Annotated in this window: 23 protein-coding genes and 1 pseudogene; 12 read left to right on the top strand and 12 right to left on the bottom strand. The window is 59.4% G+C overall.

The genetic code is table 11. The features are described from left to right. Positions 1-6 precede the first annotated feature (6 nt). Positions 7-924 (bottom strand): ornithine cyclodeaminase family protein, encoded by a 918-nt coding sequence (locus tag ACK83U_RS24625; protein WP_112603783.1) that lies wholly within the window; start codon positions 922-924, stop codon positions 7-9. Between the two features lie 37 nt (positions 925-961). Continuing rightward, the gene (locus ACK83U_RS24620; protein ID WP_412474903.1) at positions 962-2,209 is read right to left on the bottom strand and encodes an argininosuccinate synthase; all 1,248 of its coding nucleotides are present in this window, start codon (positions 2,207-2,209) and stop codon (positions 962-964) included. A gap of 127 nt (positions 2,210-2,336) precedes the next feature. On the opposite strand from ACK83U_RS24620, the gene ACK83U_RS24615 reads away from it, so the two are divergent. From ACK83U_RS24615 to ACK83U_RS24600, 4 genes are all read left to right on the top strand, one after another. Further along, positions 2,337-2,807, top strand: a complete 471-nt coding sequence (locus ACK83U_RS24615; RefSeq protein ID WP_112603779.1) for a winged helix-turn-helix transcriptional regulator — start codon at positions 2,337-2,339, stop codon at positions 2,805-2,807. Positions 2,808-2,936: 129 nt separating this feature from the next. Then, the gene (locus ACK83U_RS24610; protein ID WP_412474902.1) at positions 2,937-3,686 is read left to right on the top strand and encodes a nucleotidyltransferase domain-containing protein; all 750 of its coding nucleotides are present in this window, start codon (positions 2,937-2,939) and stop codon (positions 3,684-3,686) included. Between the two features lie 125 nt (positions 3,687-3,811). Further along, positions 3,812-4,903: an LLM class flavin-dependent oxidoreductase gene (locus ACK83U_RS24605; RefSeq protein ID WP_112603777.1), complete on the top strand. Its 1,092-nt coding sequence runs from the start codon at positions 3,812-3,814 to the stop codon at positions 4,901-4,903. 474 nt (positions 4,904-5,377) lie between these two features. Further along, a complete protein-coding gene (locus ACK83U_RS24600) occupies positions 5,378-5,980 on the top strand; it encodes a hypothetical protein (RefSeq protein ID WP_246712162.1) in 603 nt (200 codons plus the stop codon). A gap of 150 nt (positions 5,981-6,130) precedes the next feature. Here ACK83U_RS24600 and ACK83U_RS24595 read toward each other — a convergent pair whose 3' ends face one another. From ACK83U_RS24595 to ACK83U_RS24560, 8 genes are all read right to left on the bottom strand, one after another. Further along, positions 6,131-6,970, bottom strand: coding sequence for a mechanosensitive ion channel family protein (locus ACK83U_RS24595; RefSeq protein WP_112603773.1), 840 nt, complete (start codon positions 6,968-6,970; stop codon positions 6,131-6,133). Between the two features lie 121 nt (positions 6,971-7,091). Further along, on the bottom strand, positions 7,092-8,561 hold the full coding sequence (locus ACK83U_RS24590; protein WP_246712163.1) for a sensor domain-containing diguanylate cyclase: 1,470 nt from the start codon (positions 8,559-8,561) through the stop codon (positions 7,092-7,094). A gap of 217 nt (positions 8,562-8,778) precedes the next feature. Then, positions 8,779-9,228 (bottom strand): manganese-binding transcriptional regulator MntR, encoded by a 450-nt coding sequence (gene mntR, locus ACK83U_RS24585; RefSeq protein ID WP_112603769.1) that lies wholly within the window; start codon positions 9,226-9,228, stop codon positions 8,779-8,781. Between the two features lie 152 nt (positions 9,229-9,380). Further along, a complete protein-coding gene (locus tag ACK83U_RS24580; RefSeq protein ID WP_112603767.1) occupies positions 9,381-10,451 on the bottom strand; it encodes an LLM class flavin-dependent oxidoreductase in 1,071 nt (356 codons plus the stop codon). Between the two features lie 84 nt (positions 10,452-10,535). After that, positions 10,536-11,390: an ABC transporter permease subunit gene (locus tag ACK83U_RS24575; protein ID WP_112603765.1), complete on the bottom strand. Its 855-nt coding sequence runs from the start codon at positions 11,388-11,390 to the stop codon at positions 10,536-10,538. Continuing rightward, complete coding sequence (locus tag ACK83U_RS24570; protein ID WP_112603763.1) at positions 11,387-12,175, bottom strand: taurine ABC transporter ATP-binding protein; 789 nt, start codon at positions 12,173-12,175, stop codon at positions 11,387-11,389. The genes ACK83U_RS24575 and ACK83U_RS24570 overlap by 4 nt, the downstream gene beginning before the upstream one ends. A gap of 55 nt (positions 12,176-12,230) precedes the next feature. Beyond that, positions 12,231-13,211 (bottom strand): taurine ABC transporter substrate-binding protein, encoded by a 981-nt coding sequence (gene tauA / locus ACK83U_RS24565; protein WP_405048036.1) that lies wholly within the window; start codon positions 13,209-13,211, stop codon positions 12,231-12,233. Positions 13,212-13,543: 332 nt separating this feature from the next. Then, positions 13,544-13,753: a hypothetical protein gene (locus tag ACK83U_RS24560; protein WP_310234476.1), complete on the bottom strand. Its 210-nt coding sequence runs from the start codon at positions 13,751-13,753 to the stop codon at positions 13,544-13,546. 272 nt (positions 13,754-14,025) lie between these two features. Here ACK83U_RS24560 and ACK83U_RS24555 point away from each other — a divergent pair, with 272 nt between their 5' ends. From ACK83U_RS24555 to ACK83U_RS24520, 8 genes and pseudogenes are all read left to right on the top strand, one after another. Next, complete coding sequence (locus ACK83U_RS24555; RefSeq protein ID WP_112603761.1) at positions 14,026-15,018, top strand: LLM class flavin-dependent oxidoreductase; 993 nt, start codon at positions 14,026-14,028, stop codon at positions 15,016-15,018. A gap of 24 nt (positions 15,019-15,042) precedes the next feature. Then, positions 15,043-16,392, top strand: a complete 1,350-nt coding sequence (locus ACK83U_RS24550) for an LLM class flavin-dependent oxidoreductase (protein WP_112603759.1) — start codon at positions 15,043-15,045, stop codon at positions 16,390-16,392. A 15-nt stretch (positions 16,393-16,407) separates the two neighbouring features. Next, positions 16,408-17,607 carry a M20 aminoacylase family protein gene (locus tag ACK83U_RS24545; protein ID WP_112603757.1) on the top strand — a complete coding sequence of 400 codons (1,200 nt, stop codon included), beginning with the start codon at positions 16,408-16,410 and terminating at the stop codon, positions 17,605-17,607. Positions 17,608-17,615: 8 nt separating this feature from the next. After that, positions 17,616-18,164 carry a GNAT family N-acetyltransferase gene (locus ACK83U_RS24540; protein ID WP_112604040.1) on the top strand — a complete coding sequence of 183 codons (549 nt, stop codon included), beginning with the start codon at positions 17,616-17,618 and terminating at the stop codon, positions 18,162-18,164. A gap of 39 nt (positions 18,165-18,203) precedes the next feature. Next, positions 18,204-19,984 (top strand): annotated as a pseudogene (locus ACK83U_RS24535) (amino acid ABC transporter permease/ATP-binding protein). Between the two features lie 93 nt (positions 19,985-20,077). Then, a complete protein-coding gene (locus ACK83U_RS24530; protein WP_112603754.1) occupies positions 20,078-21,022 on the top strand; it encodes an ABC transporter substrate-binding protein in 945 nt (314 codons plus the stop codon). A 77-nt stretch (positions 21,023-21,099) separates the two neighbouring features. After that, a complete protein-coding gene (locus ACK83U_RS24525) occupies positions 21,100-22,038 on the top strand; it encodes an ABC transporter substrate-binding protein (protein ID WP_412474901.1) in 939 nt (312 codons plus the stop codon). Positions 22,039-22,050: 12 nt separating this feature from the next. After that, positions 22,051-23,091 carry an LLM class flavin-dependent oxidoreductase gene (locus ACK83U_RS24520; protein ID WP_112603752.1) on the top strand — a complete coding sequence of 347 codons (1,041 nt, stop codon included), beginning with the start codon at positions 22,051-22,053 and terminating at the stop codon, positions 23,089-23,091. A 97-nt stretch (positions 23,092-23,188) separates the two neighbouring features. Here ACK83U_RS24520 and ACK83U_RS24515 read toward each other — a convergent pair whose 3' ends face one another. Both ACK83U_RS24515 and ACK83U_RS24510 read right to left on the bottom strand, forming a co-directional pair. Next, positions 23,189-23,614, bottom strand: coding sequence for a hypothetical protein (locus ACK83U_RS24515; protein ID WP_112337227.1), 426 nt, complete (start codon positions 23,612-23,614; stop codon positions 23,189-23,191). A 10-nt stretch (positions 23,615-23,624) separates the two neighbouring features. Next, positions 23,625-24,815 carry an FAD-dependent oxidoreductase gene (locus tag ACK83U_RS24510; RefSeq protein ID WP_112603750.1) on the bottom strand — a complete coding sequence of 397 codons (1,191 nt, stop codon included), beginning with the start codon at positions 24,813-24,815 and terminating at the stop codon, positions 23,625-23,627. Positions 24,816-24,881: the final 66 nt, after the last annotated feature.

Below are 24,881 nucleotides of genomic sequence, written 5' to 3'. Positions count from 1 at the left end.
AGGTGGTCAAATCGTGTCGAATATGGCCGATGCTACGATGACTTCGGTACCTGCGAGGCCGACCGAACAGAAGAGCGTCGTGTCGAGGGGCGATGTTCGACCGACCGTATGGCCGGCGACTATTGTCGCAAGATCGAGCATTCGCTCCTCGTGCATGGTTCCGGAAAGGAAAAATGGAGACGCATAGGCGCGCGTTTGCTCAGGGGAATCCGTGGCGATGATGCTGGCTATGTTCGGGACATCCAGGCCGAGTTCATGCCCGTCGAGCGTCTTCGGACCGATTGTATTGATATGGGCGCCGGCTTTTAAATCCGAAGCATCGATCACCGATATATCGCTGCTTGTTGCGCATAAAACAATATCGGCATCGGCCACGGCTTTTGCGGCACTTGTGACCGGTTCCACCGCAATGCCGAGTTCCAATTGCATTTCCTCAGCGAATGCGGCGCAGTTTCTTGGGTTTCGGCTGAAGACACGGACAGAGTTTATGTCGCGAACGGCGGCCGCGGCGACCAGCTGGGTTCGCGCCTGCGCACCACTGCCTATGATGCCGAGCGTTCTGGCGGTTGGAGCGCTGAGGTAACGGATGGCCACGCCGCCGATTGCCCCGGTCCTGATCTGGCCAAGCCGCTCGCCCAGGATGACGCCCTGCAGTTCAGCAGTGTCGGCACGCCAGACAGCGACGACTTGTGAATGCTGCCCGCCATCAAAGGTCTCATAGGCACGAAAGCCGGCAAGCGGCCGCTCACCATCGATGCCGCCGACCGTAAACACGATATCTCCACGCTTTGGAAAGGAGACATGATGCCGGGGTGGGGACACGAGCTTGCCAGCCGCCTTTGCCCGAAAGGCGATTTCCAAGGCATCGATCGCCCCACGCATGACTGCGGCAGGGCATAAATCCTCGTCTTTCAGTATCTTCATTGCGGATCGGCCTCGTTATGCCAGCCACTCTCCAACCTCAAGTGCAGTTAAGGTCAATAGCAGATGTGGCTATTCTAGCGTTTCGCGTTGCCCAGCTTTTCAGGCGCAAGCCATTGAGCTTGATGAAGCCCTCGGCATCGTGGTGGTCGTATGCTCCGAAACTGTCCTCGAAGGTGACGAGGTCGGTCGAGTAGAGCGATGCGGGCGAGGTGCGGGCGATCACACTGGCTGAGCCCTTGTAGAGCCTGAGCGTCACTTCGCCGCTGACATGGATTTGGCTCCGGTCTATCAATGCCTGCAGCATTTCCCGCTCGGGCGAATACCAAAATCCGTTGTAGATCAGCGCAGCATAGCGAGGCATGATCTCGTCCTTCAAATGTGCAGCGGCGCGGTCGAGCGTGATCGATTCGATCCCGCGATGGGCGGCGAGGAGGATCGTGCCGCCCGGGGTTTCGTAGACACCGCGCGATTTCATCTCGACGAAACGGTTCTCGACGAGATCGATCCTGCCGATCCCATGCCTGCCGCCCAATTCATTGAGCTTCGTCAGCAGCGCCGCTGGTGCCATTGCTTCGCCATTCAGGGAAACCGCATCGCCCTTTTCAAAGCCGATGACGACGATTTCCGGCTCGTCTGGTGCCTCCAGAGGATCGACCGTGCGCTGATAGATATAGGATGGCGCGATTTCGGCCGGGTCTTCCAGGACCTTGCCCTCGGTGGACGTGTGCAGGAGATTTGCGTCGATCGAAAATGGAGCCTCGCCACGCTTGTCCTTCGGCACTGGAATTTGGTGCGCTTCGGCGTATTCGATCAGCTGGGTGCGCGATTGGATGGCCCACTCGCGCCATGGCGCAATGATCTTGATCGATGGATCGAGCGCATTGGCCGCCAGTTCGAAACGCACCTGGTCATTGCCCTTGCCTGTGGAGCCGTGGGCAATGGCATCGGCACCCAGCTCGCGTGCGATATTGATGAGATGCTTGGCGATCAGCGGGCGGGCGATGGAGGAGCCGAGGAGATATTGCCCCTCATAGAGCGCGTTTGCCCGGAACATCGGGAAGACGAAATCCCGAACGAATTCCTCGCGGACATCCTCGATCCTGATATCTGTCACGCCCAATTGTTCGGCCTTTCGGCGAGCAGGCCCAAGCTCTTCGCCCTGGCCAAGGTCGGCGGTAAAGGTCACGACTTCGCAGTCGTAGGTTTGCTGCAGCCATTTCAGGATGATGGATGTGTCCAGTCCTCCGGAATAGGCGAGCACGACTTTCTTGAGCTTTTTCGACATCAGCTTTCGTCTCCATGTTAATGCATGAAACGATAGGCCAGTCTATGCGCAATGAGCTTGCAAAGAGTTCAAGAATACGAGAGAATTTGGCATATTATTCCACTTTTTTGTTCATAGGAGCTATATTGTGTCATCGACACTGGATGAGATAGACCGGCGTATTCTCAAGGTGTTGCAACGGGATGGACGCATTTCCAATGTCGATCTCGCGAAGGAAGTGGGGCTGTCGCCGTCACCCTGTCTTCGCCGCGTGCGATTGCTGGAGGATGCCGGCATCATCGATCGCTATGTTGCCGTGCTGGACCCGGCAAAGGTGGGTGCGGGCCTCACCGTGTTCGCCCGCGTCTGGTTCAAGACGCAGGATGCGCAGGTCACCCTGCAATTTGCGGAGGCTGTCAGGGGGTTTCCCGAAGTGATGGAATGTTATCTGACTACCGGCGAGTGCGATGCCATCTTGCGCATCGTCACGACTGATCTGCACAGCTATTGGCGGTTTCAGGCCGACCACTTGACTCGCATCCCGAGCGTATTGAACGTCAAGACCGATGTGCCGATGGAAACGCTGAAGCGAAGCTTCGAGTTGCCCTTGGCCTCGTAGCATTGCGGCCAGCTGTCGGCCAATTATGGCGGCGGCGAAGTGCCGTTCAGCTCACGGAGCCGATGCCTGCCTGCTCGGACCCTGGCGGGCATATCGGACCTGCAATAGAATTGATGTTTGGAGAGCGAAATGAGCATATTCGAAACGGCGATGCAGGCGACACGCCCGGTTCTCGCAAGCCGTTTTCCAGGCTATTCCTTTGCCTTTGCCTCAGGGTCAATCATACGAGGCGAGGGAAGAAAGGGCTCTGACATCGATCTGGTTGTGGTCTTCGATCGGCTCGAAACCGCCTGGCGCGAAACCTTTATCGAGGGCGAGCTTCCATTCGAAGTGTTTGTTCACGACCCGGAGACGCTCAGCTGGTTCTTTGAGAGCGATGTTGCGCGCGGCTATCCCGTTATCATTCATATGGTTGCGACAGGCCAGATCCTCGGGCCAAATCCTGACAAGGGGCAGATCTGGAGGGACTATGCTGCCAGCATTCTCCACGCCAGCCCACCCGAGCTGGAAGGTGAGAAGCTGAATGCTCTGAAATATCAGATCACCGATCTTCTCGATGACCTTCGTGGTGAGCCGACGGCTCCGGAGATACAAGCGATTGCCGCGCAACTCTACCAGCCTTTGGCTGACCTTATGCTGCTGGGACGAGGAAGATGGTCGGGCAGGGGCAAATGGATTCCCCGCCTGCTTCATGAGGTGGATCGGGACTTGGCGGATGGCTTCGACGATGCTTTCGGTCGGGCCTCAGCGGGAGATGTTGAGGCACTGTGCGACCTGACGCTCAGCGAATTGGGCCGGCATGGTGGGCCGTTTTTCGCCGGTGACAAGCGTATGGCGTCGCAACAGGCAAGACGAAAGAGCCTTGTTTCACTGAGCTGATCGTTATCCGCTGATCGTAAAATTTTAAGCTTGAAATTCATCATGGCAACGCTAACACATTCCTATCGGGTCGCTGCGGATCTTGCAGGATAGACGCCAGGTGAACTCGGGAGGAGGAAGCCGCCATGAAGATGCATCCGCTGAAGGGGCCGAACCGGCTGAAGCTCGGTGTTTTCTCGCCCAATGCAGATGGCGGCCTTGCCATTACCGATGTACCGGAGCGCTGGACGGCAGGCTGGCAGGATAATCTGACTGCAGCACAAATCGCCGACCGGGCGGGGCTCGAATTCTTTCTGCCGATTGCCCGCTGGCGCGGCTTCGGTGGCAAGAACCGGGTGCGGGAATGGTCGTTCGAAACCTTCACCTGGGCTGCTGCGCTCTCGGCCGCGACCGAGCAGATCGGCCTCTTCATGACGGTACATGTGCCGCTCGTCCATCCCCTTTATGCCGCCAAGTCGCTTGCGACGGTCGATCATATCAGTCGGGGGCGGGCAGGGCTGAACATCGTCTGTGGCTGGAATCCGAAGGAATTCGGCATGTTCGGCGTGCCGCTGGTCGAAAACGGCTACGACCAGGCCGCCGAATGGCTCGAAATCGTCGAGAGGCTCTACGCCTCCGATGAGCCGATCGACTATGTGGGCAGCTACTATAATCTGAAAGAGGCCGTCAGCCGTCCCGCAAGCCTGCAAGCGCCGCGGCCCTTGACGATGAATGCGGCTTTCGGCGGCCCCGGCCGAGACTTTGCAGCCGCCCATTGCGACTATCTCTTCACCACCTTTACCGAGATCGATGACGCCGGAAAGCATGTGGCTGACATAGCAGCGCGGGCGGAAGGCAAAGGCCGGCAAGTCGGTGTTTATACGGTTTGTCACGTCGTCTGCCGCGAGACACAAACGGAGGCGGAGGACTACTATACGCGTTATGCCGTGACCATGGCCGATCACGCCGCCGTCGACCAACACATGGCCGGCAAGAAGGAGTTCTCACAGTCCCATGATCGCGAGGCCTATAATCGCTATCGCCAGCGCTTTGCCGGTGGAGCGGGCAGCTATCCGCTGATCGGCACGCCGCAGCGCATTGCCGAAGAGATGATTGCCATCGCCGAGCAAGGCTATGCCGGCATCGCCTTGTCCTTCGTCAATTATACGCAGGAACTGCCCTATTTCTGCGATCGAGTGCTTCCGATTCTGAAGAAGGCTGGCCTCCGGGCGGAGTGAGCCACCGCTTCGATGCTTTGCACCTCGCGGCTCGCGCGAATGTGATCATCCCTTTGATGGCGACATATTTGTCCCTGCAAGACTGGTTTTTCAGGCCACTCACGGCACTGTCGCTTTCATGGGATGGTGTCGCAGCTGCGACATGTGTGCAACGCAGCAAAAAACTTGAGAACAAGGGGTTTACAAGCGTGGCCCCGGATGGGATTCTTTTAAGCGAAGGGTGCTGCTTGATTGGAAGCAGCGTTGTTCCCATCAACCGGATGCCGTCATCCTTGGCTCCGATGTGCCGCAATTTTGCCGGCGCTTAACCGAAAAAATCAATCTGAAGCCGGAATGCGGTTGTTCCGCATCTGGCTGTTGCCTTGGTACGCCTGAACATCGTCAGGTCGGGGCATAGAGAATGCGGGCTTTAACATGGGCTTTAAGTCAAAACGCGTCCTCCGCGGCGTTCTTGGTCTTCTTGCGAGTGTCAGCTTGCCGCAGGTCACCAAAGCCAGCGATCTGATGATCTGGTCGCCGGTCAAGGTCGCTCCCAGAACATACAAGACCACTCTCGGTTTCCGGCTGCCGATGGCCTGGGATGTCAGCGCCGGCATGGATCTCGGACTTGGTAGCGCCGCTACCGGCGCGATCTTGCGAAGCAGCAGCTTGGCGACCCTCTGGGGCACGGCAATCGACGATCACAAGCGCTTTTCCACCGTATGGCGCCGCGAGGTGTCATTGAGGGTCGATGCGCTCAACAGCACGGGAGCGCTTTGCCTTGAACGCTCACGGAGCTGGACGGTGTCGGAAAACCTGGACATGAGCACTTCGAGGTCGCTGAACGTCAATTACGCGGGCACGCGGAGCGCGGCAAACTCCATTGTCGCGACGCAGGCCGTTACCGTTGCCGTTCCCTGGACAGGAACTTCGATCTCCGCGATCGGCAACCTGAAGGACGTCGGCAGTGCCTTTTCCAGCACGGTCTCATTTCGGCAGCCCTTGGCGCCGAACCTGAATTTCTCAGCGTCTTTTGCTGATCCGCAGACTTTGACGCCAGCTGGCAATGTCCGTCTGGACTACCGCATCAAATGGTAGGGTAATCGCAGAGTTCGGATGATGCGGAACAAATGCCGCTAGCGGAAGTTTAGACCTCGCAAGAAATCGATCTTGCTTGAGGTGTCGTGCCTCGCAAAGCCTGCCGCTTGCTCAGCTCCCTGCCGGCGGCAGGCTTGGCTTTCGTCGAGATCATTCGTCGGATCCACCCACGCCTGCGGTCGTTTTGATTGTGATGTCCGGTTCGGCAAGTCGAGCCTTCAGCTTGGACACCACGTCATGCCGGACATCCGACCAGGACGATGTGACTGTCCAATATTCTATGTCGAGCACGGCTTGATCGGCCGACAGATCATCGAGGTAGACCTTCGGTGCAGGCGCGGCCTTGATGCGCTGATCCGCTTTCAGGATGTCGAGGATTGTCCTGCGGGCAAGATCGATGTCGATTTTCTCGCCCATTGCAACGGACAATTGCTGGCGGCGGTCCGGCTCGCGGCTGTGGTTGAGGATGGGCGTGTTCCAGAGCGTCGAGTTCGGCGCCATGAGGTAGAGACCGTCGGCCGTCCTCATCTCCGTCGCGAAGAGCCCGATCTCCTTGATATAGCCTTTGACGTTCGTCGTCTCGATATATTCGCCAACCCGGAACGGCCGCAGGATCAGCAGCATGATGCCGGCGGCGATGTTTTGAAGCGTGCCCTGCAGCGCGAGGCCGATCGCGAGACCCGCGGCGCCGAGAGCGGCGATGATGGAGGCGGTCTGCACGCCGAACTGGCCAAGTACGGTGATGAAGACAAGGATGAGCAAGCTATAGTGCAGCACATTCTGAAAGAAGCTCGCCAGCGTTTCGTCTATGCCGCGAATGCGTGAGATGACGCGATAGGCCGAGCGGCTGATAACACCCGCAAGAAGCCAGCCACCGATCAGAAGAATGATCGCGCCAAGAAGCGAGAAACCGTATTGGACCGCGAGTGCTGAGGCCTGGTCGAGCGCGGTCCGGGTTGCGACGACGATGTTGGCGGCTTGATCGTCCATGTCAAAACTCCATCTTTCCCCGCGAGCCAAATGAGAAGTCGCAATCTTTGTTCCCGGTGATCGGCCCTGTGAAAACGGATTGTTTTAATAGACTATAAGGGCTCTAGCCGAGTGCCGGGCCTCAGGCGCCGTTCTTTGTTCGATGTGGGCGTTTGGTAGCCGCTGCGGCGTAATGAGCCTTCTTCTGCTCGTACATGCCGAGATCCGCACGCTTGATCATGGCTTCCATGGTCTCGCCGGGCTGGCTCGTTGCGACGCCGACGGAGACGTTGAGAGGCGCGCTTGAATAGAACTGGTTGTTGATCTTCAGCAGCTCGTTGATCGTCTCGACCATTGCGGCGGCAGTGATTTCATCGGCGCCCGGCAGGAGAACGGCAAATTCGTCGCCGCCAATGCGCGCCGCGTGATTTGGCAGCGAGACGACGCTGTTGAGCACCTCGCCCATGCGGCGCAACAGCGCGTCGCCGGCATCGTGGCCGCTCTCGTCATTGGCTTCTTTCAGCCCGTCGAGATCGATGATAATCGCAGAGACAGGCCGAAGCGATTTGCGCTCCAGCCGGTTGAGCTCCTCCATATAGAAGGCGCGGTTGAAAAGCCGGGTGAGAACATCGTGCTTGCCGAGATATTCGAGATAGGCTTCCGCTTTCTTGCGTGCGGTAATATCCGTCAGTGCCACCTGCACGAGCGACCAGTCGTTCTCGTAACCGGGAAATACGGAAAATTGCAGGAGGACATGGCGCTCCGATCCGTCGAGAGCGTAGTTCAGCACCTCGCGCTGATGGAAGAGGCGTCCGTTCCACAACTCCATCAATTGCCCGCGAAAATGCTTTTCCATATCGCCGCGGAACACTTCACCGATCCGGTGGAGCAAGGTCTGGCGATCCGGCGCACAGAAGAGATCGAGCGTTGCCTGATTGACGTCAAGGACGCTGATTTCGCTCATGCATTGCTGGACGAATTCCGGATGCACATCGAGAAAGACCTGAAAGTCGACGATGCCGCGGTCGCGGATTTTATCGAGCAGGATTTTTACGCGGCTGAAATCCTCGACCCAGAGGGAAACGGGCGAATGTTCGAACATGCCTTCCGCGTAGCGGCGCTGCCGCTCTTCCTGCCGTCTTGCCTCCTCACGAGCGGTCACGTCTTCCGTGGTCAGCAACAATCGGCTCCAGGAGCTCTCGTGACCCGGCAGGATGATGCCGCGCAGCTGGATGTCGAGCCTTTTGCCGCCGAGCGAGTAGTTGACCGCCGTGCCGGAAAATTCGGTCTTGCCCTCCCAGAGCGCCACAAGTTCGTTTACATGGCTTTGCAGCATCTCGTCCCGGAACACTTGCGAGAGATTTCCGACAAGCGTTTCGAAGGACGGCGCCTCGAAAAGCTCAAGCGTCCTGGCGTTGACGGCAAGAAGCCTGATCTTCTGCGAGCAGGTCGCAACACGCTGCAAATCGGCAAGCAGATAGGAACGCAGGTCCGTCACGCCTTCAGCGCGCCAGAATTCGAACTGCTCCTTGACGCCGCTGAAGTCCTCCAGCCACATGGCGACGGGGGCAAGATCAAAAATGGTGCTGCTGAAGTCCTGGGCGTTCATCATGATTCCCTGCGCCGGCAATAAAAGTCAGTATTCGTAATACAAAGGCCGACAGTTCGCTAAGTTCTGGTTAGCAAGCATTCGTAAAGCTTGCATTGACATCAAGTAGCGGGTCAAGCCGGACGCTGTGCATCGATTTCTTTTCAACTCATTCTTGTTGAAAATATGCCCAGAAGAGGCTCTGGCTTGATTGCAATCGGTTTTCGTCAGCTGCAAGCAGTCACGTCTTCAGGAAGCGTTCGAAGGCTTCGAGTGTCCTTTGGCTGACGTGATGTTCAATTCCTTCGGCGTCATTTCTTGCCGTATCGGGATCGACGCCGAGACGGCAGAGGACCGCTTCCACGATCTCGTGACGTCGTCGGGTTGCCGCGGCCAGGCGCTGGCCTTCTTCGGTCAGAAAGACGCCGCGATAGGGGCGCTGCGTGATGAGATTTTCCTCGGCTAGCCGCTTGAGCATCTTGGCAACTGTCGGCTGCGTTACTCCCAGCCTCTGTGCAATGTCGGTCTGGCGTGCCTCGCCGGCATGTTCTATCAGATCGGCGATGAGCTCGACATAGTCTTCCATCAATTCCGTGCGTCGATCTTCGCGGCTTTTCTGAAAGGCCTCGGCGTGCGTCTCGATCTCGGTCGACGACAGACGGCTTTCCGCGGCGGCAGGCAATTTCGTCAAGGCGGCTCATCTCCCCATGATTAAGAACCGTGTAATGATGTTTAGCCTCGACTATAAATAATTCAGCGACGTTATGAAACCCCGACGGCCGATTTCCACCGCCTGTGAAATCGAAATAGTCCTGCCTAAGCTGATATCGCGTCTGAGAGACTTCAGCCGCGTAAAAGCGGCAGCAGCTGCTCGCCCTGCCGTTTGATCTCCGGCAGATAGGGCGTGTCCGAGAGGACGAAGTGCGTGATGCCGAGATCGCGGTATTTGCGCAGGGAGCGGGCGACATCCTCTGCCGAGCCGACCAGCCATGTGGTCCCGGCGCCGCCACCGCCGAACTTGCCGGGCGCGGTATAGAGATTGTCATCAAGCACGTCGCCACGCGCGGCGAGATCGAATAGCCGTTTCTGGCCCACCGCGATCGATTGCCGGTGATCGTTCCAGCCGACGCCCTTATTCTCAGCCATCTCGGCGACTTTCGCCTCGGCATCGATCCAGGCCTGCTCCGTCGTGTCGCGCACCAGCGTCGTTATGCGCAGCCCGAATTCCAGCGGCGGCAGATCGCGATCAAGATCTCGGCTGAGTGTCCTGAGCCGGCTGATCCGCTCAGCGATATCGGCGAGCGGCTCGCCCCAGAAAAGCTGCACATCGGCCTCCGTTGCTGAGACACGCTCTGCCGCATCCGAAGCGCCGCCGAAATAGAGTTTGGGATGCAGGCGTTTGCCGCGAGGCTCGATGCGGGGCGCAGCCGTGGATTCGCTGACGCGAAAATGTTCTCCTTCATAGGTGACGTTCTCTTCGGTCCAGAGCCTGCGGGTGAGCCGCATGAATTCCTTGGTGCGGCCATAGCGGTGGGCTTGATCGCCCTCGCCGTCGCCAGAGGCGGCAAGATTGTCCTTGCCGGAAACGATGTTGACGCGCACCCGGCCGCCGCTCAGCTGATCCAACGTGGCGGCGGCGGAGGCGAAGTGCGCCGGCCGCCAGTAGCCGGGGCGGATTGCGATGAGCGGCTCGAAGCTAGTGGTGCGTGCGGTAAGTGCGGCCGCGACGGTGAAGGTGTCGGGTCGGCCCCAGCCGGTGCCGATCAATGCGCCCTTCCAGCCGTGATCTTCCAAGGCTTTGGCATGGCTGGTCAGGGTCTCCAGGCTGTTATGATTTTCGACAGCGGAATCGCCGCGGTGGCCCGGTTTGACATCATTGGGGATGTACCAAAGAAATTCGCAATTGCTGCTCATGCTGTGCCTGTCAGTCTTCTGAATCCAACGAGGGACTTGATGGTGAGGAAAGCCGTAAGCGATCTCGGCTTCCGGCCGTTGCGACTAAAGCTTGCCCTTCCACGGAACGAGGACCGCCTCGAGGATGCGAATGGCGGCGGAAAATGCGAAGGCGCAGACCGCAATGATGCCGATGCCGACGAAGACAACGTCGGTGGCAAGGAACTGCGATGCCGACATGATCATGAAGCCGATGCCGCGTGTCGAAGCGATGAGTTCCGCCGCTACCAGCGTTCCCCAGCCGATGCCGAAGGCGATCCGGATGCCGGTCAGGATTTCCGGCAGGGCCGAAGGCAGGACGACATTCAGGAAGAGCTGCAGCCGGTTCGCTCCCAGCGAACGCGCAGCATTGACCCGCTCCAGCGGCAGCGAACGGACGCCGGCCTGAGCGGACAGGCAGATCGGCGCGAACATAGCGAGCACGAGAAGGGTGATCTTCGAGGTTTCGCCGATTCCAAGCCATATGATCATCAGCGGCAGATAGGAAAGGGGAGGCAGCGGCCAATAGAATTCGATGGGCGTATCCAGAATTCCCTTTGCCCAGCGGTTGAGACCCATCAGCAGACCAACGGGAATGCCTATCCCGATCGCGATGGCCGCAGCAACGACGATACGAAACAAGCTCGCCAATATGTGTTCGGAAAGCGAGGCGCCGGCATAGCCATCGCGATAGACGACGCCGATCTGCGTCAGCACCTCGTCAGGCCGGGGCAGGAAGAGATGCGACACCAGTCCGAGCTTGGCGACGAACCACCACAGCGCCAGGCAGGCGACTGCCGTGGCGATGCTGATGGCGATGGTGGGTTTTTCACCAACGCCGAAGCCGGGAATGCGAACCAGCTTCGGGCGCGTTTCCTTTTCAGGTCCGGCGACTGGGCGCGTTTCGATAATATCGCTCATGCCGCACTCCTGACGTGATCGGCGCTGTGAAGGATCGCGCGAATCTCGTCCCGAAGGTTGCCGAATTCGGGAGATGACAGGATCGCTCTCGTATCGCCGCTGGCGGCAAAGCGATGTACGAAATCGAGTTCGAAGCGCGCAACGACACGCCCCGGTCTCGGAGACATGACCAGAACCTCCGTTCCGAGGAAAAGCGCCTCCTCTATCGAGTGGGTAATGAAGAAAATGCGTTTGTCGGTTCTGGCCCAGACGGAGACCAGCAGTTCCTGCATCTGCTCGCGCGTCAGGCTGTCGAGCGCGCCGAAGGGTTCGTCCATCAGCAATATGTCGGGATCAGTGGCGAGTGCCCGGGCAATGCCGACGCGCTGGCGCATGCCGCCCGATAATTCATAGGGCAGAGCGCTGGCAAAGTCGGTGAGGCCCACCAGCCGCAAAAGCTCGGAAGCGCGATCACGGCGTTCCCGCTTGCCCAATCCGGCAAATTGGAGGCCGAGAGCCACGTTGTCGATGACGGACTTCCATGGCAGCAGCGAATCCTTCTGGAAGACGACGCCTCGATCGGCACCTGGTCCTGAAACAGGCCTGCCGTCGAGCGTGATCTTCCCCTCGGACAACGGCAGGAAGCCGGCGATCGCATTGAGCAGGGTGGATTTGCCGCAGCCGGACGCGCCGAGCGCTACGACGATACCGCGCTCCGGAATGGTGAAGGAAACACGATCGAGCGCGTGAACGGTTCTGCCGTCACGCGCTGCAAAGAAGACGCTAGCATGGTCGACTTGAAGCATGGACTCTCTCGATATTGCGACGCCGGCGCGACAAGCGCGCCGACGCCAGGGAGGATCAGTTGCTTGCGCTGACAAGCGCGTCGGCGGTGACGAACGCGCCGTAGTTCGGCAGGACTTCGGAGACTTTTCCTTGGCTCTTCAGGAAGGCTGCCGTGTCCTTGAGGATCTTGGCCGCACCGGACTGATCGCCGCCACCGAGCCAGGCGGCCGATGCCTGCACGTCGGGCGTCAACAGTGTGAGGTTCTTGAGCGCGGCTGCCTGCTGGTCTGCCGTGCCGCCCAGAAGCTTGGCGAGCGCCTTGGCATTGTCGCTGTCCGGCCCCCAGGCGGCCTTATCGGCTGCAAACGAGGCGTAGTATTTGTTGATCACCGAGGCATAGGCCTTCAGGAATTTTGGATTGTCCGCGGCAAATTTCGAGGTTGCGACCCAGGCGGAAAACGTCGGGGCACCCTTGTCGGCCACGTCCTTGGATGTCACCAGCACCTTGCCGTTCTTCTTCAGCTCGGTGAGTGCCGGGTCCCAGACGAAACCGCCGTCGATATCGCCGCGATTGTAGCTTGCGACGATTTCCGGCTGCGGAACGGCGAAGACCTGTACGTCCTTTTCGCTCAGACCAAGGGACTTGATGAGAGCGAGCAGCTGATAGTGGTCGGTGGAAACGGGGGCTGCCGCGAGCTTCTTCCCCTTCAGATCGGCAAGTGTGTTGATGCCGGAGCCATTGCGCACCACGAGCGCTTCATCGACGCCGGAGATGGACGAGAGGTAGAATGCCTTCACCTCCAGCCCGCGCGAGGCGGCAGCGGCAAACGGGCTTGAGCCGACATAGCCGATCTGGACGTCGCCGGATGCGATGGCGGCAAAGATCTCCGCTCCGGAGTTGAACTTGCGGAAGTCGATCTCATAGCCGGTCTCTTTGGCGAACTCGCCGTTGGCGATCGCGACGGAGGAGGGCAGGGCATCGGTCTGATAGGCGACGACGACCTTCTTGTCGGCAGCGGCCGCGCCGACCGCCATCGAAATGCTGGCGAAACCCATCACGGCCGCAGTGATCAGTGTGTTGAACTTCATAACTAGTCCCCTTGGCCGGATCAGATCTGCCGGCGGTTCCGTGAATGCAATGCGCAGAACCTAGCGAAATCGGGGACTGGATCGATAGAAATAGCAAACTATTTTTATAGACTATAATAGGAATTGTTTGTCTGAATTCGTACAGACTGCGACCGTGGCATCTTTCCAGCAAGAGAAACAACCGGCTGCCATCAACATATGAACTGTAGCGCCTGCCCTCGTGAGGATAACCTACCCACGCCTCAATAGCGAAAGAGCCGAAATTTAAGGTCGCTTGCGACGTGGCCCGGATGGGGCCATCAGGTCATCCGCCGGAGCAATGCAATCAAAGCATCTGCGTTGTCATTGGTTTCAAGCGAGAGCAAGTGCTTGTCCGCAAGCTCACCAATCGCGAGAACGACCTCACGTTCAGACCATCCCGCCATGATCGCAGCGCTCACCAATTCTCGATAAGCGGCTTGAAGCGCGTCCTGGCAGCGAATGTCCCGATCAGGGTCATCATCGGTCACGAATGGTCGTGCGATATCTGGCATGGTCGAAAGGTGAACTGATTTGCGGGTTTTGGCAATCTATTGCATGCAATCGCCGTCGATTGTGCCTTTTCCCTTTGCCGAATGCGCTTGGAATCGTGAATTCACTGCCAGCTCGCACGACACTGCCGTTTTTTTCCGCATCCGGCGGAAGAAAAAGAAAGCTGTTTCTTAAATAACTTAAAATCTATGTTTTTTATAGACTATAGAGCTCCATGGTCGACATCGAGCGAAAACATGGATGAAACGGCATGTCTTATCTCCTTAGTCTTCTCGACAAAAGTCCGATTGAACAGGGGCTCAGTGCCACCGATGCGCTTGGCGCAACGACGAGGCTGGCCGTTAGGGCCGAAGAACTTGGCTATCATCGCTTTTGGGTCGCCGAGCATCATAATATGGCGAACCTCGCAAGCTCGGCGCCGGAAGTCCTGATCGCTCATCTTCTTGCGCGCACTTCGAGGATCCGCGTCGGCTCCGGCGGCGTCATGCTGCAGCATTATAGCGCCTACAAGGTTGCCGAGACTTTCAATCTCCTGGCTTCGTTGGCGCCGGGACGCGTGGATCTCGGTGTCGGCAAGGCGCCGGGTGGCTTTCCGCTCTCGACGCGGGCATTGCAGCGGGCCTTCGATCCCGAGAAGAAGCCTGACTTCGCCGAGCAGCTTTCCGATATCAACACCTATCTTGCGGCCGACCCGCATTCGGATGGCGCATTGGCGACGCCGTTTCCGCCACGCGCGCCGGAGCGCTTCCTTCTTGGCGCCAGCGTCGAGAGTGCGAAACTCGCCGCGGAGAAGGGCTGGAGGCTGGTGTTTGCCAGCCATCTGAACGGCGATCCGGAAAATTTGCGCAATACCTTCGAAGCCTACGGGAATGCGACGGTTGGCAAGGTGCCGATCCTGGCGCTCGCAGCCTTTGCTGCCGAAAGCGAAACCCATGCCCGTGAGCGCGTCGGCCAGCTGCGCATCGTCAAGCTCTTCCTGCCCAACGGCCAAAGCGTCAATGTCGGCACCCAGGAGCAAGCGGCGGAATTCGCGCGGCAGGCCGGCTTCTCGGACTTCCGAACCGAGGAGAAGGCACCGAGCGTGCTGCACGGTACGGCGGCGCAGATCCGTGACGAGCTCGACGCACTCCATCGACGCTACGGCGTCGAAGAATTCGTGCTCGACACGCCGGCGCTAACCGCGGCCGAACGGCTCAATTCCATAGAGCTGCTCGCCAAAGAACGCCTTTCCCTCGTTGCCTGAGCGGCCTGTCCCAGGAGGATCATCATGGCTCAAAAACACGTCACTTTCGGTATCATGCTACAGGGTCCCGGCGGCCACATGAATGCCTGGAAGCATCCGAGCGTTCCAGCCGATGCCAGCACCAATCTGAACTTCTTCGTCAAGACGGCCCGCAAGGCCGAAGAGGCTGGTATCGCCTTCGCTTTCGTCGCGGACGGGCTCTATATCAATGAGCAATCGATCCCGCACTTCCTCAATCGCTTCGAGCCGCTGACGATCCTTTCGGCGCTTGCTGCCTTCACCACGAAGCTCGGCCTTGTGGGTACGGTATCAACCTCTTATAGCGATCCCTTTACCATCGCCCGGCAGTTTGCCTCGCTCGATCTCATCAGCGGCGGCCGCGCGGGCTGGAATGCAGTGACCTCGCCGCTCGAAGGCTCCGGCCGCAACTACAGCCGCGAACATCCCGAGCACGAGCTGCGATACGAGATCGCCGATGAATATCTCGACGCGATCAAGGGGCTCTGGGATTCCTGGGACGACGATGCCTTCGTGCGCGACCGTGAGAGCGGCGTCTACGCCGACAAATCCAAGCTGCATCGCCTGAACCACAAAGGCCGGTTCTTCCGCATCGAAGGCCCCCTCAATATCGGTCGCTCCAAGCAGGGCCAGCCGGTGGTCTTCCAGGCTGGTGCATCCGATTCCGGCATCCGGCTGGCCGGCAAACATGCCGATGCCGTCTTCACCAATGGCGGGCCGCTGGAAGACGCGAAGATCTTCTACAAGCAGGTCAAACAATCCGCGATCGCGCATGGCCGCAGCGCCGCCGATATCGGCATCTTCCCCGGCATCGGCCCGATCGTCGGCGCTACGCAGGAGGAGGCGGAAGCCAAATACCAGGCGATCCGCAATCTCGTCACCATCGAGGAAGCGCTCGCCTATCTCGGCCGCTTCTTCGATCATCACGATTTCAGCGCCTACCCGTTGGACGAGCCGTTTCCCGACCTTGGCGATATCGGCCGCAACAATTTCCGCGCGACGACAGACCGGATCAAAAAGACGGCGCGCGAGAAAGGTCTCACCCTGCGCGAAGTGGCGCTCGACGCAGCAACGCCGCGAACCTCCTTCATCGGCACGGCCGAGCACATTGCCAATGAAATCATCCGCTGGGTGGACGAAGAGGGCGCCGACGGCTTCATCCTCGGCTTCCCCGTCATCGGTGAAGGCTTCGACGATTTCTCCAGGCATGTCCTGCCGATCCTGACCGAGCGGGGCTATTTCGATCCCGCTTTGAAAGGCGAGACGCTCCGCGATCATCTGGGACTGCCGTATCGCGAAAGCCGTTATGCGGCAGAGGCTGCCGACATCGAACCCGCAAAGGCCGTAGGCGCTTGAGCCAGGACGATCACCATGAACGCCATCATCAAGACCGTTTCGATTACCGATCCAATCGCGACAGGGATCGCCGCCTATCTCGATGAAATCATCGCGCTTAGGCACGATCTGCATCAATATCCCGAACTCGCCTTTCAGGAGCATCGTACCGCCAAGAAGGTGGCCTCGCTGCTTGCCGAGTGGGGCTACGACGTCGCAACAGGCATAGCCGGTACCGGCGTGATCGCGACGCTGAGGCGGGGCAATGGCAACCGCTGTATCGGCATCCGCGCCGACATGGATGCCTTGCCGATCGAAGAGGCGACGGGGCTTGATTATGCGAGTTCCAATCCCGGCGTCATGCATGCATGCGGTCACGACGGGCATACGTCGATCCTGCTGGCTGCAGCCCGCTATCTTGCCGAAAGCGGCAATTTCAGCGGCACGCTGCGGCTGATATTCCAGCCGGCTGAGGAAATCGGCGCCGGTGCGCGCAAGATGTTATCGGAAGGACTTTTCGATCGTTTCCCCGTCGATGCGGTCTTCGGGCTGCACAATTGGCCCGGCGTTGGGGCGGGGCAGTTTGGTTTCGTTGCCGGCCCGGCGATGGCCTCAGTCGACAAGGCGGTCATCACGATCGTTGGAAAAGGCGGGCATGGTGCCGAGCCGCATCGTGCGGTCGACCCGGTGCTGGCTTCGGCCTCGTTCATCACCGCCCTGCAAAGCGTCGTCTCGCGCAATATCGATCCTCAGGAGATGGCTGTCGCAACGGTCGGTTCCATTCACGCCGGTTCGGCTTCGAACGTCATCCCGGAAAGCGTGGAGATGAAGCTGACCGTGCGCGCCTACAATGAGACTGTTCGGGCGAGATTGCAGGAACGAATTTCCGCCTTGGCGCGCGCGCAGGCGGAAAGCTTTGGCGCCGAGGCGAAAGTCGATTACCGCCTAGGTTTTCCCGCGCTCGTCAATCATGCCGAAGAGACGGAATTCGCCCGCAATGTCGCCTTGCAGGCGCTTGGAGGCGCTGCCGTCGAGGCGGATTTCCGGCCGAGGACGGCGAGCGAAGACTTTGCCTTCCTGCTGCAGGCAAAGCCAGGGAGCTACCTCTTCGTCGGCAATGGCGACAGCGCGCCGCTGCACAGCGCCCGCTACGATTTCAACGACGCCATCATCGCACCGGCAGCCCGCTACTGGGTGCGGCTCGCCGAAGCTTTCCTCGCGAATGACAACGGGTGACGAACGATATGAGCGACACGTTTCTTTATACGACCACGCTGGACCCCCGCGCCAAGCCGCTGATTGACGAGCTGATCCATGAATATGACAGCCGCTACGGCAACTATTTCAATGCCGAAGGGGCGGCTGCCGAACTCAATCGCTATCCGCCGGAAGCCTTTGCGCCGCCGCATGGCAATTTTCTGCTCCTGCTCCGAAATGGTGAGACGATCGGCGGCGGCGCTTTCAAGCACTATGACGACCAAACCGCCGAATTCAAACGGATTTGGACGCGGCACGATTTCCGTCGTCAGGGATTGGCGCGTAGGCTGCTGGTCGAACTGGAGGCCCAGGCGGCGCGGCAGGGCTATCGCCGCATCTACCTGACGACAGGCTTTCGCCAGCCCGAGGCCGTCGGTCTTTACCTCAATAATGGCTACACGGCCCTGTTCGATACCTCCGTCGATCCGGAAATCTACAAGAGCCTGCCTTTCGAGAAGGATATCAGCCATTTGGCTCTGGCCTATATCGCCGAAACCTCGGGCTCGCAGCAGCGCTTGGCTGCCGCCGGCCGGTAATGCGTAGCGGATCAACGACAATCAAAAGGGGTAAGGATCATGGCGCTGACGACGGATTTTGCGGGTGTCGATCGAGGCACTGGAGCCGCCGAGACGAAGACAGATTATTCGCGTTATCGCATCGTGCCGGCGAGGCACCCTGGACGAACCGCCGGCACGATCTTTGCCGCAGTCGTCATGGCGGTCGTCCTCTACTCCACCTTCACCAATCCGCGCTGGGGCTGGGGTGTCTTCGCCGAGTGGTTCTTTGCGGAGCCGGTGCTGGTTGGCCTTGGCAGGACGCTGCTTCTGACAGCGCTTGCGGCGGTGTCAGGCTCTATGCTCGGAACGGCATTGGCTCTGGCGCGCGTATCGAAGTCGCCGCTACTTGCGAGCCTCTCCTGGGGCTATATTTGGCTGCTGCGGTCGATCCCGATGATCGTGCTGCTGCTGGTTCTCAACAATCTCGGCTATCTCTATGAAACCATTAGCATTGGAGTCCCGTTCAGCGACAAGGTTCTGTTCGATTATCCGACCACGCAGCTCCTGACGCCGTTTGCTGCGGCCTTTCTCGGGCTGACGCTGAACCAGTCGGCCTTCTTTGCCGAAATCGTGCGCGGCGGCATTCTGTCAGTCGACCAGGGTCAGCTGGAAGCGGCCGCGTCCCTCGGCCTGTCGCGCCGCCGTCAGGCGTTCCGCATCATTCTGCCACAGGCGATGCGCTCCATCCTGCCCACGGGCTTCAACGAGATCATTGGCCTCGCCAAAAGCACCTCCATGGTCTACGTGCTGGCCCTGCCGGAACTCTTCTACACGGTGCAGGTCATCTACCGCCGCAATCTGGAAGTCATTCCACTGCTGATGGTGGCAACCGTCTGGTATCTCGTCATCATGACGGTGCTATCGATTGCCCAGCACTATATCGAGCGCTATTTCTCCAAGGGTGCGGTGCGCAATCCGACACCTTTGCCGTTTCAGGCATTCTTCCGACGCTTCCAGCGGCCGCTGCCCGCTACTGTAGACGGTAGTTCGGACACCAGGGCATTCGCCGCTTTTCGGAGCGTGACAGATCTTCGTGCCAGGGGCGGTGCCGTGCGCATCCATGGTATTTCGAAGAGCTTCGGCACGCTGAAAGTTCTCGACGATGTCGAGCTTAACCTGCCGGCCGGCAGCGTCACGGCCATATCGGTCCGTCGGGCTCGGGAAAATCGACGCTGTTGCGTTCGATCAATCATCTCGAGCGCGTCGACAGCGGCTTCATCTCCGTCGATGGCAAACTCGTCGGCTACACGCAGAAGGGCGAGGTGCTCTATGAGCTTAAGGAAAAGGACATTCTGAAGCGCCGGACCGACATCGGCATGGTCTTTCAGAACTTTAACTTGTTTCCGCATCTCACTGTTTTAGAAAATATTATCGAGGCACCCATCCAGGTACGTGGGGTGAGCCGCGACGAAGCGACCGCCTATGCGCAAGAGCTTCTCGCCCGCGTCGGCCTTAGCGACAAGATCGATGCCTATCCCCGCCAGCTCTCCGGCGGCCAGCAGCAGCGTGTTGCCATCGCCCGTGCCCTGGCGTTGCGGCCGAAGGTCCTTCTCTTCGACGAGCCAACCTCCGCACTCGATCCCGAGCTCGTCGGCGAAGTCCTCGATGTCATCAAGGAGCTTGCGCGCACCGGCACTACGCTCGTCATCGTCACCCACGAGATCGGCTTTGCCCGCGAGGTCGCCGATAGCATCGTCTTCATGGAGGGCGGCCACGTTATCGAAGCCGGCACGCCCACACAGATCCTCAACGATGCGAGACATCCGCGCACGCGCGCTTTCCTCGCCAAGGTTCTCTAGCAGTCGCAGGCAGGCATTCGACGCTCTGACGCAGCAGGCGTCCGGATCATTATAGCAGCATAGACAACTTATAATTGAAAAAGGAGAAGGGAAATGACATTCATTGAGAGAGCAAGATATATCGTTGCCGGCGTTCTAACGGCGGTAACGATGAGTGGGACGCCGACGATTGCGGCCGAAAAGTTCAACCTGAGCCCGGATACCTCCAATCGCATCCGTGCCGAGAAGGACGAGGCAGCGATCAAGGCGATTGCGCCGGGCTTCAAGTTCGTCAATCCCGGCAAGTTCACGGTCGCGATCAACCCTTGGGACCCGCCGATCGCCACCTATGCGACCGACGCGAAAACGGTTGTCGGCACTGATCCGGATATCGCGCAGTTGCTTGCCGACTCTCTCGGCCTTCAGCTGGAGCTGGTGCCGGTCGCCTGGGAAGACTGGCCGCTCGGCGTCTCCTCCGGAAAGTATGATGCTGTCATTTCCAATGTGACGGTCACGGAAGAGCGCAAGCTGAAGTTCGATTTCTCCACTTATCGCAGGGACGTGCTCGGCTTCTACGTGAAGGCCGACAGCAAGATCACCTCGATCAAGGAGCCGAAGGATGTTGCAGGTCTCAAGGTGATCACCGGCGCTGGCACCAATCAGGAGAAGATCATTCTGGAATGGGACCGGCAGAATGTGGCAGCCGGCCTGAAGCCTATCGAGGTTCAGTATTACGACGATCGCGCCGCCGCCGATCTTGCCTTGCAGTCCGGTCGTGCCGATGTCGAGTTCAATCCGAATGCGACACAGGCCTATAAGGCCGCCATCAACGGCACGAGAAAGCTTGTCGGCACCGTCTCCGGCGGTTGGCCGCTGACGGCCGAAATCGCCGTGACGACGAAGAAGGGCGCTGGCCTTGCTGACGCGATCACCCTCGCACTCAACGATCTGATCAAGAACGGCAAGTATGGCGAAGTGCTGAAGCGCTGGAGCCTGACTGCCGAAGCGGTCGATCAATCCAAGACCAACCCTGCGGGCCTGCCGAAGAGCGGTTCGTAATGTTGGTCGGGCGGACCGGCGTCAGTGGGGCTCACGTCGGTCCGCTCCCATCCATCTCAAATGGAGATACAGGTTCCGTGACTATCCGCATCAACTTCAAGACTATGCTGGCAGGCGCAGTGGCGCTTGCCTTGACCGGTCTCGCGCCGGCAATGGCGACCGAAGATTTCGATCTAAGCCCGGAACAACCAGGACGTGTTCACGCGGCGAAAAACGAAGCGGCGATTGCCGCTATTCCGAAGGATTTCAAGTTCGTTACATCAGGCACATTCACCGTGGCGGTCGCACCAGGCGGTCCGCCGCTTGCGACCTATGCGACTGATGCCAAGACGGTGGTTGGTGCCGATCCCGATTACGCCTATGCGGTTGCCGATGCGCTTGGCCTGAAGCTCGAGCTTGTCCCGGTCGCCTGGATCGACTGGCCGCTGGGGCTGACCTCGGGCAAATACGACGCCGTGATCTCCAATGTCGGCGTCACCGAGCAGCGCAAGGAGAAGTTCGATTTCTCCACCTATCGACAGGGCCTGCACGGCTTCTTCGTCAAGAACGACAGCAAGATCACTGGTATCAAGGAGCCGAAGGACGCGGCTGGCCTTCGCATCATCGTCGGTGCCGGCACGAACCAGGAGCGCATCCTGCTCAAATGGAGCGATGAGGATGTCAAAGCCGGTTTGAAGCCGATAGAGCTGCAATATTACGACGACGAGGCGGCGAGCCTTCTGGCTCTGCGTTCCAACCGCGCCGATGTCATCGTGCAGCCGCACGCCCAGCTTGTCTACATCGCCGCCCGCGACAAGGATATCAAGCGCGTGGGCACGCTGAGCGCCGGTTGGCCGGATCGCTCGGATGTCGCGATCACCACGCGAAAGGGCAGCGGCCTTGCGCCGGCGCTGACGCTCGCGACGAATGGACTGATCAAGGATGGCACCTACGCCAAGATCCTCGACCATTGGCATCTTGCCGAAGAAGCCTTGCCGAAATCGGAAACCAATCCGCCGGGCCTGCCGAAATTTTGAGGAGACAGCCGCATGAGCCACCAAGCCCCATCGATCAACCACATCGGCTTTCTCACACCTGGAAATTATCCGGATGAGGATCCACTCGCCGGTCTGGAACAGACCTTGCAATTGCTTGAATACGGAGAGGATAGGGGTTTCAACAGCGCCTGGGTTCGCCAGCGGCACTTGGAGCCCGGTATTTCCTCGGCGAGTGCCTTTCTGGCGGCTGCGACGCAGCGCACGCGCCACATCGAGCTTGGCACCGCCGTCATTCCTATCGGCTATGAAAGCCCATATCGGCTGGCCGAGGATCTGGCGACGGTGGATGTGCTCTCGCGCGGACGGCTGAACATCGGATTGAGCGCTGGTCGGCCGCTGCATGCGGATCTGATCGGGCCGCTTGCTTTCGATGGCGATTGGGAGAACCACGATTTCTCTCATCAGCGGGTGCTGCGCTTTGCCGACAATCTGAAGGGCGCCTATCTCGGCAATCAGGCTACGCTCATCAAGACGCCGTTCGGCCCGCAGCGTCCGCGCCTCCAGCCCTATGCGAAAGGCTTGATCGATCGCATCTGGTATGGCGGCGGCTCGTTGCGGTCTGCCGAATGGGCCGGCCGCAACGGCTTCAATCTGCTGATCGGCAACGTCACCACGGGCGAGCAGACCGACGATTTCTTCGTTGCTCAATCGCGACAGCTGGAAACCTATCGCGCGTCCGGAGGCGATACGAGGCGGGTGGCGCTTGGCCGGGTCATCGTGCCCTTCGACAGCGCGGATGCGATCACCCGCAAACGCTATACCGACTATGCCGCCGGCCGATACGAGCGCACGCTTTCGCCCCAGGGCGAGCGGCGCACGCTTTTCGCGCGCGATCTTGTGGGATCGTCGGACGAAATCCTCGAACGCCTGCGTAAGGATCCGATCCTTCCTCATATCAGCGAATTCCGCCTGGAACTGCCTTACGAGTTCCACGATGAGGAATACCGGCAGATCATCCACGACTTCGTGACGCTGGTCGCTCCGGAGCTTGGCTGGAAGGAGACCACGCTTCTGCGTCGATCCGCATCCTGAGGGCCGCGACCGTCCCACATCTATGTTGGATCGATGGGCTCTATGCCGGTCAGGTCCGGTTCGCTTATGCCCTGAAGACAGTCGGGCATAGCGTCGGTTAGCAGGCGAGAGAGGTCGCGGCGTCCTTTCCTTTCAGAATCCGCTCAGCAAGAAGCAGCGCTTCCTCCCGAGACGCAACAATTTCCATTCTTATGCCGAATGCCTTCGTTGCAAGGCTCATCTGCAGCTGCATGGCGGCGCGCTTGATTGCGCTTGCCTCAATGCCGATGACTGCCTTGCAAACGGCAGCAAGCGCCGTCTTGTTCTTCTTCAGCCAGATGCCGCGGGCCTTGCGATCCTCGTGCTCTTCGGTGTGTTCGTCACCTTCCATGATCACGACGAAAGGCATCGAGAGGGCGAGCAGGGCGTCCATCTCCCGCTCCCATTGCTTCGAATAGCCCGGATGCACTGAGGCAGCGGAATGGCGCACGATCGGCCATAGAGCGACATCGTGAAAGGCGAAGTCGGTTGTATCGATTGTCATATCGGTCTCCTCAGGCGATCTTATCGGTCATGGCAGCAAACAGCATCTCGGCGCCGTGTTGCGACGACGCGATGGCGTAAGCCGCCCGTTCACGCATATCGGTGTCGTAATCCAGCAGGGCCGTGCAGGTGGTCTTTGTCTCCTTTCCGGCTTCGGCCAGGATCTGCGCCAGCATGCGGGCATCTTCGAGGGCCGTATTGGCGCCGAGGCCGCCGGCAGGGCTCATTGCGTGGATTGCATCGCCCAGAAGCGTGATGGCACCGAACGGCCAAAGGGCGTCGGGGCGCCCGCTTCTGACGGGAAGCGCTGCCACCGCTTCGACCTTGCTCCGGCTGATGATCTGCTTCAGCTCCGGATGCCAGCCGCGCATGGCGGTTCTCAGCAAGACGGGCAGATCTTGCGTATGGTCATATGTTTCCAGTCCCAGCCTTTGGCGGGGGGCGATCAGCGCCCAATAGAGATAATCGGTAACTGACGTCAGCTTGCAAGCGGGCGCGAGACTGGCGGCAAGGTTCGGGAAGTGATCGCCGAACCGCATGAGATCGAAGATTGCCGTGCACCCATCGGCAAAGATCACGGTCGTTCCGTCTCCAAGCAGATCGGCGGCATCGCTCAGTGGTATTTCGCTCTTGCCGTAGACACAGATGGAGCCCGTGTCCACCGGCTCGGCATAGGGCGCCAACTGGCGTCGCACCTGCGAGTTCACACCGTCGGCACCGACGAGCAGGCTGCAGGAAACCGAGGCGGCACCTTCGAAATGCACCTCGACACGCCCGTCATCCATGTAGCGATACCGCGTGAAGGCATGTCCGAAATGAACGTGATCTTCGATCCCAGATAGTAGGATTTCGCGAAGGGTGAGGCGATTGACGCTCAGATCGCCGTCGTCATCATTTTCGCCGGTATCCCAGCTCGTCGGCGTGCCGCCCGTAACGGGCAGAAGTTGAGGCGTCAGGAAGCACGCGGATCGAGGGCTCGTCGAGGCGGTCGCTCGAAAGAGGTCAAAAAGAGCGGTCGGCAGGCATGATGCCAGCGCTTGCTGCCCGTTTGCGTCGATACGGATGCGATAGCCTTGCAGGCGGCTATCGGCAGCCGGATCGCGCTCATACACGTCAAAACGGATGCCGGCGCGCTTCAACCCCTGTGCGAGGCACAAGCCACCGAGGCCAGCGCCGATGATGACGACATGAAAGTCCTGCATGGGTCTTCTATTCCATTCATTGGTCGATTTCGATCTTTCGAGAGAAATATAGCCGAAGGCCGCCGG

The sequence above is a fragment of the Rhizobium sp. WW22 genome (assembly GCF_047041135.1).
In the GTDB taxonomy this organism is placed as follows: Bacteria; Pseudomonadota; Alphaproteobacteria; order Rhizobiales; family Rhizobiaceae; genus Rhizobium.
This window is presented reverse-complemented; position numbering and strand designations above follow the sequence as displayed.